The 12,172-nt window shown below is 70.5% G+C and carries 9 protein-coding genes; 6 read left to right on the plus strand and 3 right to left on the minus strand.

Annotated features, from left to right (window positions below; translation table 11 throughout):
- The first annotated feature begins 19 nt into the window (after window positions 1-19).
- From AC0VYP_RS09450 to dop, 3 genes are all read left to right on the plus strand, one after another.
- Window positions 20-574, plus strand: coding sequence for a hypothetical protein (locus tag AC0VYP_RS09450; protein ID WP_285760324.1), 555 nt, complete (start codon window positions 20-22; stop codon window positions 572-574).
- Between the two features lie 143 nt (window positions 575-717).
- On the plus strand, window positions 718-1,278 hold the full coding sequence (locus tag AC0VYP_RS09455) for a hypothetical protein (protein WP_285760323.1): 561 nt from the start codon (window positions 718-720) through the stop codon (window positions 1,276-1,278).
- Between the two features lie 203 nt (window positions 1,279-1,481).
- Window positions 1,482-3,002, plus strand: a complete 1,521-nt coding sequence (gene dop / locus AC0VYP_RS09460; RefSeq protein WP_475473533.1) for a depupylase/deamidase Dop — start codon at window positions 1,482-1,484, stop codon at window positions 3,000-3,002.
- A gap of 4 nt (window positions 3,003-3,006) precedes the next feature.
- On the opposite strand, the gene AC0VYP_RS09465 is transcribed toward dop, so the two are convergent.
- A complete protein-coding gene (locus AC0VYP_RS09465; protein ID WP_475473534.1) occupies window positions 3,007-4,557 on the minus strand; it encodes a PucR family transcriptional regulator in 1,551 nt (516 codons plus the stop codon).
- 205 nt (window positions 4,558-4,762) lie between these two features.
- Between AC0VYP_RS09465 and AC0VYP_RS09470 the strand changes: the two genes are divergently transcribed.
- The gene (locus AC0VYP_RS09470) at window positions 4,763-6,067 is read left to right on the plus strand and encodes an MFS transporter (RefSeq protein ID WP_285760321.1); all 1,305 of its coding nucleotides are present in this window, start codon (window positions 4,763-4,765) and stop codon (window positions 6,065-6,067) included.
- Between the two features lie 85 nt (window positions 6,068-6,152).
- Window positions 6,153-7,769, plus strand: coding sequence for an amidohydrolase (locus AC0VYP_RS09475; protein WP_475473536.1), 1,617 nt, complete (start codon window positions 6,153-6,155; stop codon window positions 7,767-7,769).
- A 52-nt stretch (window positions 7,770-7,821) separates the two neighbouring features.
- On the opposite strand, the gene AC0VYP_RS09480 is transcribed toward AC0VYP_RS09475, so the two are convergent.
- Window positions 7,822-9,447 (minus strand): AMP-binding protein, encoded by a 1,626-nt coding sequence (locus tag AC0VYP_RS09480; protein ID WP_475473538.1) that lies wholly within the window; start codon window positions 9,445-9,447, stop codon window positions 7,822-7,824.
- A 31-nt stretch (window positions 9,448-9,478) separates the two neighbouring features.
- Window positions 9,479-11,170: an AMP-binding protein gene (locus AC0VYP_RS09485; protein WP_285760318.1), complete on the minus strand. Its 1,692-nt coding sequence runs from the start codon at window positions 11,168-11,170 to the stop codon at window positions 9,479-9,481.
- A gap of 135 nt (window positions 11,171-11,305) precedes the next feature.
- Here AC0VYP_RS09485 and AC0VYP_RS09490 point away from each other — a divergent pair, with 135 nt between their 5' ends.
- Complete coding sequence (locus AC0VYP_RS09490) at window positions 11,306-12,148, plus strand: LuxR C-terminal-related transcriptional regulator (protein ID WP_475473539.1); 843 nt, start codon at window positions 11,306-11,308, stop codon at window positions 12,146-12,148.
- The last annotated feature ends 24 nt before the right edge of the window (window positions 12,149-12,172 follow it).

Here is a 12,172-nt window from a genome sequence, read left to right on the forward strand (position 1 = left end):
CCTTCAGGAGTTCTCCCACATGCACCGCGCAGTACTCTTTGCCGCCACCGCCTTCTGCCTCGCCCTGCTCGCCGGCTGCTCCGCCGGCGACGGCTCGCAGGAGACGGATCAGGACGCCGCCCGCGGGTGGACGCTGCCCGAGGACTGCGCGGGTCTCGCGCAGCAGGCTCCGGCGCTGGGCGACGCGGTGGCCGGGCTGGACCCGCTCATCGACCAGTTCAACGATCCCGCCGAGTTCTCGCTGCCCGCCGACGAGCAGGAGCTGATCGGACAGGACATGGAGTCCCTGCCGGGCCTGGTCTGTTCCTGGCAGGGCGGAGAGGTCGCCTCCCTCGTCGTGGAGGTGTTCCCTGACGAGCCGTTCTGGTCGGAGCACCGTTTCGACCCCGAGGGCGCCGGAGACGGTACCGAGGTGACCGGTCTGGGCGAGGAGGCCCTGCACCGCGAACGCAACGGCATGCATTCCATGGTCAGCCGTTCGGGTCGGACCCTCGTCTTCGCCACCACCTACGAACTCGGCCTGGGGCGTGCGGAGCTGACGGCCCTGCACACCGACATCCTGGCAGCCGAATAGGCCACCCCTGCGGTACGCGCCAAGTCGATGAGCAGCAGGGGTGGCGCAGGGCAGCCGAACCGGTACTATCCGGTGGCTCAGGGAGCGCATGCCCCGGGTCGCCCCGAGCGGTGCTCCCCGCCCCGCTATCACCTGGAGTACCCATGCGCGTCATCCCCCCATCCCTGACCCTGTGCGCTCTCGTCCTGCTCGTGGGCTGTGCCGCAGCAGACGAACCGGATACCTCCTCCGCCGCCCCCGACGCTGCCGGACAGAGTCCTGAGGCCAGCACGTGGCCGCTGCCCGAGACGTGCGCCGGCCTTGTCGAGGCCGCGCCCGCCCTCGACGGTGCCGTCACGGACATGGAACTGTCGGAGGAGTGGTTCAACGACCCCGCCGAGTTCGAGATGCCCGCTGACGCCGAGGCCGCCGCAGGTCAGGCACACGATCGTTTCCCGGGCCTGCACTGCGGCTGGATGGGTGCCACCGGCGGCTACATGCTCGACGTCTATCCCCACGACCCCGTCTTCTCCGAGCTGCGCCTGGCCGGCTCGGCCCAGACGGAGGTTGCCGGACTGGGCGAGGAAGCCGTGTACCGGGCCGACGCGGGCTCGCTGACCAGCCGCACCGAGGAGATCCTCGTCTTCAGCACCGCGCTCGGGGAACAGGCGACCCAGGAGGACCAGGTCGCCGTCCACGAAGAGGTCATCGCCCAGGCAGACTGAGCAGCCCGGGCCCTGTCGCCGCCCCGTCGTGCCACCACGCTCCGGGGCGGCGGCAGCCGTGCAGGTCACGGTGCTGTGTCGGAGTGGTCCCGGCTCTTTTCGGGCCCTGGGCGCCGCACCCGACCCGCGGACGCAGCGCGGCTGTTAGAGCACAATCGGCGACACGACGTTCCAAAACGGTGTCCGCTGGATAACCTCAACCTATGACTGTGCGGCGGATTATGGGCATCGAGACCGAGTACGGCATCTCCGTGCCCGGCAACCCCGGTGCCAATGCGATGGTGACCTCCACTCAGGTGGTCAACGCCTACCTGGCGGCTTCGGCGGCCCGGGCCCGCAAGGCCCGATGGGATTTCGAGGAGGAGAACCCGCTCCGCGACGCCCGCGGCTTCGATCTCGCCCGAGAAGTCGCCGACCCCACCCAGCTCACCGACGAGGACCTGGGGTTGGCCAACGTCATCCTCACCAACGGCGCGCGGCTCTACGTCAACCACGCCCACCCCGAGTACTCCGCGCCCGAGGTCACCGGTCCGCGTGACGCGGTGCTGTGGGACAAGGCGGGGGAGCGCGTCATGGCCGACGCGGCCCGGCGCGCCTCGGCCATTCCCACTGTCGAGCCCATCCAGCTGTATAAAAACAACACCGACAACAAGGGCGCCTCCTACGGCACCCACGAGAACTACCTGATGCAGCGGGCCACGCCCTTCGCCGAGATCGTGCGCAACCTCATCCCGTTCTTCGTCTCCCGTCAGGTCGTGTGCGGCGCGGGACGGGTCGGCATCGGCGCGGACGGGCGCGACGCGGGGTTCCAGATCAGCCAGCGCGCCGACTTCTTCGAGGTCGAGGTCGGTCTGGAGACCACGCTCAAGCGGCCCATCATCAACACCCGCGACGAGCCGCACTCCGACCCCGACAAGTACCGTCGTCTGCACGTCATCATCGGCGACGCCAACATGAGCGAGATCTCGACCTATCTCAAGGCCGGTACCACCGCGATCGTGCTCGCCATGATCGAGGACCGCTTCCTCAGCGGTGACCTGTCGCTGGAGACCCCCGTGGCCGATCTCCGCGCGATCTCCCACGACCCCACGCTCACCCACGCGGCCAGGCTGCGCGACGGTCGCAAGATGACCGCGCTGCAGTTGCAGGGCGAGTACCTGGAACAGGCCCGCAAGTACGTCGAGGATCGTTTCGGCTCCGACGTCAACCCCGACACCGCCGACGTCCTCGACCGCTGGGAGGCCGTCCTCGCAACCCTGGCCGAGGACCCCATGCGCCTGGCCGACCAGCTCGACTGGGTCGCCAAACTCAAGATCTTGGAGGGATACCGCTCCCGCGACGGCATCGACTGGGACCATCACCGCCTCCAACTCGTGGACCTGCAGTACTCCGACGTCCGCGAGGACAAGGGGCTCTACAACCGCCTCGTGGCCCGGGGACGGATGCAGCGACTGCTCGACGAGGCCGAGGTCGAACGCGCCATCACCGAACCGCCCACCGACACCCGCGCCTACTTCCGGGGCCGCTGCCTGGCCAAGTACGCCGATTCCGTCGCCGCGGCCTCCTGGGACTCCGTCATCTTCGACATCCCCGGCACCGACTCGCTGCAACGCGTGCCGACCCTCGAGCCGCTGCGCGGCACCAAGGAGCACGTCGGGGCGTTGCTGGACCGGTCGGCCACCGCGGCGGACCTGCTGGCGGCCCTCGGCGGAGAGCGACGGTAGCGGGTTACTCCAGATCCTCACCGGTGTGGTCGGGATCGGGGGACAGCTCCATGGCCAGGGCGAGCTCCAGGCGGTGCCTGGGCGAGTCCAGCGAGCGGCCCATGACCCGCTCGGCGGTGCGCAACCGGGTCCGAAGCGTGTTGCGGTGCACGCCGAGGTCCCGCGCCGTCGCCTCGATCCCTGCCCCGTTGTCGAGGTAGTGCCGCAGGGTGTGCACCAGGTCGGCGCCATTGCGCGTGTCGTGTTCCTGAAGGGCGCCCAGGACCGAGCGGGTGAACTCCCGCTCGGCGGCAGGGTCGATGGCTCCCCGCAGTACGGACCAGGAGTCGGCGTCGTCGGTGTTGCGGTACCCGCGTCCCGTCGTTGCGGCGTGTCGGGCACGCGCAACCGCCTCGCGTATCCCGGACGGCCCCCGTGCCCCGCACGCCCCGGCCGACCGTTCCGCTCCCGCGGCTGCCGACAGCACTCCGAGGAGCCGTTCGCCGACCCGGGGGCCCGTCCCACCGGTGTCGGGCAGGACCACCACCAGGCCCGCGCCCAGGGCGCACATGGCTACGCGTTCGGTGCCGGTGGTGTCGCCGAGGACGTCGGGCAGCGCGTCCGCGGCCGTGTCCAGCAACCGGGCGGGGTCGTCACCGGGATAGTAGGCCACTTCGAGCGGTCCCACCGGCAGCGGCAGAAGCCGGGTGGTCAGTTCCTCCGTCGCCGTGGAGCCTTCGATCAGCGCACGGAGCAGCGGCGCCCGCTGGTGGTGCAGCGCGCGCCGCGCGTCACGCGAATGCAGCAGGTCCACCGCCAGCAGGGACGCCGCGTGGTTGGCCAGCATCCGGGTGTGGGTGGAGACGGGCGACGCGCAGCGCAGCCCCAGCCAGCCCAGCGTGGTACCGCTCGCCCCGAGGCTCTGCAACAGCACACTGGCCGCGCCGTCCGCGAGCACGGTCATCCCGCGCGGTCGTGAGCCGTCCAGTACCAGCGCTGAGCGAGCCGCCGCGTGCCATGCGGGTTCGCCCGCGGGCGCGGTCGAGGCGGTCATGCCGTTGCGGTCCAAGAGCAGCGCCTGTCCGCCGGTGGCCGTGGCCAGCTCGCCCAGCACCCCGGCGGGCCCCGAGCGCAGCGCGGCGCGCGCCATCGCGTCCTGGGCCGCCAGGACCTGGCGCTGAGCCTCCACCCGTTCGGCGGCGTAGTGGTCGGCAACCGCTTCCACGATCGCGATGAAGGGCGTGCTGCCCTCCACCACCAACAGTGGAAGTTCGCACGCGCCGGCCGCCTCGGGAACGGCCGGGGGCAGCTCGCTCAACCAGGTGTCCACTGCGACCCCCAGACCGGCGCAGCCCGCAGCGGACAGCCGGGCCACGTAGGCGCGTTGCTCGGCAGGAGTGGCGCCAAGGCCCAGGCCCACGGTCAGCACCAATTCGCCGCCACGCAGCCACCGCACCGGATCGGCGAGTTCGGTCACGTGCGCCCAGCGGATCGGGTTGTCCAGGCCCGACGTCCCGGCCACCGCTCGCACTTCCAGGTCATCGTGAGCCACGAGTCCGCGGACCGTCAGCGTCATCCCTTCCCCCTTGTCTTCCGGCCGGTGCCGCTGACTGTGCGGACTGCACATTAGTCACGGGCCCGACTGTGGAGATCGTCCTGCGCGTTGCGTTGTTCGGGTGTCTACCGTCACATCATCGCCCGTTCGTCCCACGCCGAACCGCTCGCGAGCAGGGACGACTCCCCGCTCGCCCGGTCCGGACCGATTCCCGCACGGAGTTGCCATGTCTGAGCGCATTCCCCCCACGTCCGATCACCCGGCACGTGCGGCCATCGCGGCCTTCGTCGGAACGACCATCGAGTGGTTCGACTTCTACATCTACGCCACCGCCGCCAGCCTGGTCTTCGCCACCCTCTTCTTCCCCGCGGGCATCGACCCGATGACCGGTCTGATGGCCTCGTTCGCCACCTTCGCCGTCGGGTTCTTCGCCCGCCCGCTGGGCGGCATCCTCTTCGGCCACTACGGTGACCGCATCGGCCGCAAGTCCGCTCTGGTCACCACCCTGTTGATGATGGGCGTGGCCACCTTCGCCGTGGGGCTGCTGCCCACCTACGAGCAGATCGGCGTCCTGGCTCCCGTGCTCCTGGTCGTGCTGCGCTTCGTCCAGGGCATCGCCGTCGGTGGTGAGTGGGGCGGTGCGGTGCTCATGGCCGTGGAACACGCCCCCGAGGACAAGAAGACCTTCTACGGTTCCTTCGCGCAGTTGGGCAATCCCGCCGGCGCGCTGCTGGCAACAGGAGCCTTCAGCCTCATCGCCACCTTCGGCGGAGACGCCCTCTACACGTGGGCCTGGCGCCTGCCGTTCCTCGCCTCGGCGCTGCTGGTGGCGGTGGGTCTGCTGATCCGGCTCAAGGTGGAGGAGTCGCCGGTCTTCACCGCGGCCCAGCAGGCCGACGACCGGCCCACCGAACTGCCGCTGCTGGAGGCCGTGCGCGGCTCGTGGCGCCCGCTGCTGCTGGGCATCGGCGTACTGCCGGTCGCCGTCGGCGGATACTACATCGTCACCACGTTCCTCCAGGCGTACGGTACGACCGAGGCGGGCATCAGCGAACAGGTCATCCTCACGGGCCTGTCGGTGGCGGCCTTCGTCGAACTCGTGGCCACGCTCGGCGTGTCCTGGCTGGGCGACCGCTTCGGCACCGTGCGGGTCGTCACCATCGGCCTGCTGGCCGTCGCAGTGCTGGCGGTCCCGCAGTTCCTCGTCCTGGAGACCGGGAGCACCGCCCTGATCTTCCTCGTCCTGTGCGTCATGCGCCTCGCCATGGCCACCGTCTACGGGCCCATCGCCCGGGTGCTGTCCCAGATGTTCCCGCCCAAGGCGCGCTACACCAGCGTCTCGCTGGCCTACCAGATCGCCGGTGCGATCTTCGGCGGCCTGTCCCCACTGGCGTGCACCGCCCTCTTCGCGCTCACCGGCAGCATCTACCCGGTCGCCGGCCTGCTCGTCGCGATGGCACTGCTGAGCATCGCCTGCCTGGTCAAGGCGCCCCGCTACCGCGACGAAGACGTTCTCGTGCCCGCCTCCTAGGCAGGCCCGAACGCCCCATCCGCCCGTGCCGCCGCGCCCGATCCACGCGGTGGCACGCCCCACCCGCCCAAGGAGAACGCTGCCCGTGTCCGCACTGCTCATCCACAACGCCACCGTCCTGACCATGGACGACGCCAACCCTCGCGCCTCCGCGCTGGCCGTGCGCGACGGCCGGGTGCTGATCGCCGCCGACGACGCGACCGCACGCGCCGCCGCCGGTCCGGGCGCGGTCGAGGTGGATGCGGGCGGACGCACCGTCCTTCCCGGGTTCATCGACCCGCACAACCACCTGCTGTCCACGGCAGAGTCGCTCGCCGCGGTGGACGCCGGCTACCCGGCGGTCACCAGTGCCGAGGAGCTCGCTGCGGCGATCGCCGCGGAGGCCGTGCGCACCCCCGCCGGCCAGTGGGTCCGCGCCTTCGGCATGGACGACGCCAAGTACCCCGGGGGCCGCCCCGACCGGCGCACCCTGGACGCGGCCACCACCGAGCACCCGGTGATCGTCTACCACGTCTCCGGCCACCAGGCCGTGGTCAACTCCGCCGCACTCGCCTGGAGCGGTATCTCCGAGGACGTCGCCGACCCCGCGGGCGGAACGTTCCTGCGCGACGAGGGCGGCCGGCTCACCGGGATGGTCCTGGACGCCGCGATGGAACTGCTGCTGCCCCTGGCGGTCAACATCGGCTGCCACGGTCCCAACTTTCACACCGCACTGCCCACCGACCAGCTCCTGGGCTGGTTGGCCGCCGCGGCCGACCCCTACCTGTCCGCGGGTGTCACCACCGTGTGCGACCCGCAGGTCTCGGCACGCGAACTGCGTGTCTACCGTGCGGCCCGCGCAGCCGGGACCCTGCCGCTGCGGACCTTCGGCATGCCGCTCTCGCACCAGCTCGACGCACTCACCTCGATCGGTCTGGCCGGCCCCTTCGGCGACGACTGGCTGCGCCTCACCGGAATGAAGTTCTACTCCGACGGCACCCTGCTCGGCGGCACCGCGAAGTTCAGCACGCCCTACGGCGAGCGGGGGCAGTTCGCCGGAAGCATGTACCACGATCCCGACCAGTTGGTGCACCTGGTGACCAAGGCCGCCGAACAGGGCTGGCAGGTCGCGATCCACACCCAGGGCGACTGGGCCATGGAGCAGACCCTGGCCGCCATCGCCTCCGCAGCGAAGGTCTCGGGTCCCGACCCGCGTCCCCGGGTCGAGCACTGCGGCTACCCCACGCCCGAGCAGGTCAAGCGGTTCACCGACTACGGCGTCATCCCGGTCAACCAGCCCAATTTCCTGCACGACAGCGGCGGCGACTTCCTGCGTCGCCTGGGCGACCGGGCCCACCGGTTGCAGCCGATGCGGGAGGAACTCGACCTCGGCCTGCGCCCCGTGCTGTCCAGCGACTCCTTCGTCTCCAGCCTGCGCCCCCTGGACACCATCGCCAATGCGGTGCGCCGCACCACCCGTGAGGGCGCGGCCATCGGTACCGACCAGGCCGTCACCCTGCACGAGGCGCTGCGCGCCCACACCCTGGACGCCGCGCACGCGGTGGGGGTGGAGGACCGACTCGGCTCGTTGCGCCCGGGAATGCTCGCCGATGTGGTCGTCCTGGACCGTGACATCGAGGCCGCCCCCGTGGACCGCATCAGCGAGGGGGCGGCCTGGCTCACCGTCCTGGACGGCGAAATCGCCTACCGGGCGCAGGGCTGACCCGAGCGCCCCGGTGCACCGTGGCCCGTCCGTGCAGCGGGTGGGCCACGGGTCAGGACGGTGGCCCGGACAGCTCCGCGACGGCCTGTTCGCGCATCGCCACCTTGCGGACCTTGCCGCTGACCGTCAGCGGGAAGGACTCCACCACCCGCACGTGCCGGGGGATCTTGTAGTGGGCCAGGCGGTCCCGGCAGAACGCGGCCAGTTCGGCCGCGCTCAGTCCGGTTTCCGGTTCGTGCAGGATCACGCAGGCCATGACCTCCTCGCCGTATTTGGCGTCGGGAACCCCGATCACCTGTACGTCGGAGATGGCCGGGTGGGTGTGCAGGAACTCCTCGATCTCACGCGGGTAGACGTTCTCGCCGCCGCGGATGATCATGTCCTTGATGCGTCCGACGATGTCGAGGTAGCCGTCGGTCCGCATCACCGCCAGGTCCCCGGTCCGCATCCACCCCTCGGCGTCGATCGCCGCGGCAGTGGCTTCGGGGTCGTTCCAGTAGCCCAGCATCACCGAGTACCCGCGGGTGCGCAGTTCGCCCGACACCCCGCGGGGCACCGTCGCCCCCGTGGCCGGGTCCACCACCGCGACCTCCAGATGCGGCAGGACCCGTCCCACGGTGGCGGTGCGCCGCTCCAGGTCGTCGTCGCGCCGCGTCTGCGCGGACACCGGCGACGTCTCCGTCATCCCGTAGCAGATCGCCACCTCCGCCATGTGCATCTCCCCGATGACCCGACGCATGACCTCCACCGGGCAGGTCGAACCCGCCATGATCCCGGTGCGCAGCGAGGAGAGGTCGTAGGAGGCGAAGTCCGGCAGGTCCAGTTCGGCGATGAACATGGTCGGCACCCCGTACAGCGATGTGGCGCGCTCGGCCGCCACCGCACGCAGTGCGGCCGCGGGGTCGAAGGACGGAGCGGCGATGATCATGCAGGCACCGTGGCTGGTGGCCGCCAGATTGCCCATCACCATCCCGAAGCAGTGGTAGAAGGGCGGGACCACGACGATCCGGTCGTTCTCGGTGTACCCCAGCAGTTCGCCGACGAAGTACCCGTTGTTGAGGATGTTGCGGTGCGACAGCGTCGCACCCTTCGGGAAACCGGTCGTCCCCGACGTGTACTGGATGTTGATGGGATCGTCGGGACGCAGCGCGGCCTCTCGCTCGGCCAGCAGCGCAGGGGACAGGCGCGCTCCGCGCTCGATCAGCCGCTGCCATGTCGGGTCCGCCACGTAGACCACGTCGCGCAGTTCCGGGCAGGCCGGACGCACCTGATCGACCAGCGCCCTGTAGTCGCTGGTCTTGTGGCGCCGGTAGGAGACCAGCAGTCGCACACCCGCCTGGTTGAGCACGTACTCCAGTTCGTGTGCCCGGTAGGCGGGGTTGACGGTCACCATGACCGCGCCGATCCGCGCGGTCGCGTACTGCACCAGCACCCATTCGGGGCAGTTGGGGGCCCAGATGCCGACCCGGTCGCCGGCGGCCACGCCGGCTGCCAGCAGCCCCAGCGCCACCTCCTCCACGGCCCCGTCGAACCGGGCGTAGGTCCAGCGCCGGCCACTGGCCGCGTCCACCAGTGCGTCCCGGTCGGGGTGGGCGGCCACCGCCCGGCCCAGGTTGTGGCCGATGGTCTGGTCGAGCAATGGGGGCTCGCAATCCCCGCGGGAGTAGGACGGTTCCACTGCGCCTCCTCAACAGGTTCGGATGTCGCGGTCACGGGCCGGGGAAGTCCCCTTCGCGGAACTCCGCTCCCGGTCCGGACTCGGCCTCCCGGGTCCGCAACTCGGTCCGGCGGATTTTGCCCGAGATGGTCTTGGGCAGTGCGGCGAACTCAAGACGCCGCACCCGCTTGTAGGGCGCCAGCACCGCGCGCGAGTGGGCGAAGATCGCCTCGGCGGTGGCGGCGTCCCCCGACCACCCTTCGGCCAGTGCCACGAACGCCTTGGGAACGGCCAGACGCACCGGGTCGGGGGCGGGGACCACGGCGGCCTCGGCCACTGCCGGGTGCTCCAGGAGCGCGCTCTCCAGCTCGAAAGGGGAGATCCGGTAATCCGATGCCTTGAACACGTCGTCGGTGCGCCCCACATAGGTGATGTAGCCGTCGGCGTCACAGACCCCGATATCACCGGTGTGGTAGTAACCGCCGCGCATGGCCTCGGCGGTACGTTCCTCGTCACCCGCATACCCCACCATCAGCCCCAACGGGCGTTCGGCGAGGTCCAGACAGATCTCCCCGGTGGTTCCGGTCGCCGCGGGTCCGCCGGTGGCCGGATCGACCACCACCACGGAGTAGCCGGGCACCGGCCGGCCCATCGATCCGGGACGCACTTCCTGGCCGGGGGAGTTGGCCACCTGCACGGTCGTCTCGGTCTGTCCGAATCCGTCGCGAATCCGCACACCCCATGCCGCGCGAACGTGCTCGATCACCTCGGGGTTAAGGGGCTCGCCGGCCCCCACCACCTTGGCGGGGGGAGTGCGCAGCCGGGTCAGATCGGCCTGGATCAGCATCCGCCATACGGTGGGCGGTGCACAGAAACTGGTCACCGAGCAGCGTTCCAACTGCGTCAACAACGCAGCAGGGTCAAAGCGCGTGTAGTTGTAGACCAGGATCGTCGCCTCGGCGTTCCACGGCGCGAACACGTTGCTCCAGGCGTGCTTGGCCCAGCCGGGCGAGGAGATGTTCAGGTGCACGTCGCCCGGTTCGATGCCGATCCAGTACATCGTGGACAGGTGTCCGACCGGGTAGGACACGTGCGTGTGTTCGACCAGCTTGGGCTGCGCGGTCGTGCCCGAGGTGAAGTACAACAACAGGGTCTCGTCGCCCCTGGTCGGGGCGTCTGCCGTGAAAGTGGGGCCGGCGGTGGCAGAGTCCGCGTAGTCCAGCCATCCCGGCCGCTTCGGGCCCACCCCGATCCTGGTGTAGTCGCCGTCCAGGGCGGTGAACTTCCCCGCCTGCGCGGTCGCTGCCACCACGTGCTCGGCCTCGCCCCGCACCAGTCGGTCCCGCAGCTCCTCCGTCCCCAGCAGCGTCGTCGCCGGGATGACCACCGCCCCCAACTTCGTGGCCGCCAGCAGTGTTTCCCACAGTTCCACCTGGTTGCCCACCATCAGGACCAGCCGGTCCCCCCGACGTACCCCCTGGTCCCGTAGCCAGTTGGCGACCCGGGCCGACCGCCGGGACAACTCGGCGAAGGAGAACTTCGCCTCCGAGCCGTCCTCCTCCACGATCCACAGTGCTGTGCGGTCGTTGCCCGCGGCTATCACGTCGAACCAGTCCAGCGCCCAGTTGAACTCCGCCAGTTGCGGCCAGGAGAATCCCGCGCGAGCCGTCGTGTAGTCCTCGCGGTGCTCCAACAAGAAGTCCCGTGCTCGCCTGAAGATCGCCGTCCCCGGCTTTTGTGCCACGTCTCCTCCTGAGTGAGCATCCCGGTCCTGCGCTGCGTACTATCGTGAGCAAAGTGAGCCAGGTCTCACCACCCCCGAACGGGGGGACTCCGCGCGTCAGAGTGCGTGCCGAATCCGGTGACTCAAGGGGCAGCCATGACAGTCAGCGCGACCCATGCCCAGGAAGGGGCGGCCATTCGGGGTGCCGTGCTGGCACTGCGCCGACACACGGGTGTGCACATGGCCTTCGGCGGTCCCATGACCGGCCGCGGGCAGCTCCGCCTCACCGAGCTTTCCGGTGAACGCGGCGACGCACTGCGCGGCCTCGCCATCACGGTGGGCGCGGGCCTGGGCGGCAAGAGCATCGCCCTGGCGCGGCCCTTCGCCGTCAACGACTATTCCAGCGCACGCTCCATCAGCCACGAGTACGACCGGCCGGTGGGCGCGGAGGGCCTGCGCTCCATCATCGCCGTCCCCGTTGTCGTACGCGGCCGGGTACGCGCCGTTCTCTACGGGGCGCTGCGCCACAGTGTGCCCCTGGGCGACCGCACCATCGCCTCCGCACTGCGTGTCGCCCGAGGACTGGAGCAGGACCTCGTCGTGCGCGACGAGGCCGGCCGCCTGACCCGCGAGGCCGGAACACCCGCGCACCAGGGCAGCACGGGGTGGGAGCAGGTGCGCTGTGCCCACGCCGAACTGCGCGCACTCGTCCAGCGTGCCGATGATCCCCAGCTCCGCCAGAGCTTGCGCGACGTCTGCGACCGCCTGGCCGGTGCCGCCGACCCGCGCGCCCCCGAATCCGCCCCCAGGCTGGCCCCCCGCGAGCTCGACGTCCTCGCCTGCGTGGCGATGGGCGCCAGCAACGCCGAGGCGGCCCGCAGACTCGGGATCGGGGCCGAGACGGTCAAGGGCTACCTGCGCACCGCCATGCGCAAGCTCGACAGCAGCACGCGCCTGGAGGCGGTCGTCGCGGCACGCAGGGCGGGGCTGCTGCCCTGAGCTCCCGTTCCCCACGACCAGCGG

It is taken from the genome of Nocardiopsis sp. iso_186 (assembly GCF_056173365.1).

Bases quoted from the DNA above. Each gene is read 5' to 3' on its own strand.
- AC0VYP_RS09450 (WP_285760324.1), top strand. From the start codon at position 20: ATGCACCGCGCAGTACTCTTTGCCGCCACCGCCTTCTGCCTCGCCCTG.
- AC0VYP_RS09455 (WP_285760323.1), top strand. From the start codon at position 718: ATGCGCGTCATCCCCCCATCCCTGACCCTGTGCGCTCTCGTCCTGCTC.
- dop (WP_475473533.1), top strand. From the start codon at position 1,482: ATGACTGTGCGGCGGATTATGGGCATCGAGACCGAGTACGGCATCTCC.
- AC0VYP_RS09465 (WP_475473534.1), bottom strand. From the start codon at position 4,557: ATGACGCTGACGGTCCGCGGACTCGTGGCTCACGATGACCTGGAAGTG.
- AC0VYP_RS09470 (WP_285760321.1), top strand. From the start codon at position 4,763: ATGTCTGAGCGCATTCCCCCCACGTCCGATCACCCGGCACGTGCGGCC.
- AC0VYP_RS09490 (WP_475473539.1), top strand. From the start codon at position 11,306: ATGACAGTCAGCGCGACCCATGCCCAGGAAGGGGCGGCCATTCGGGGT.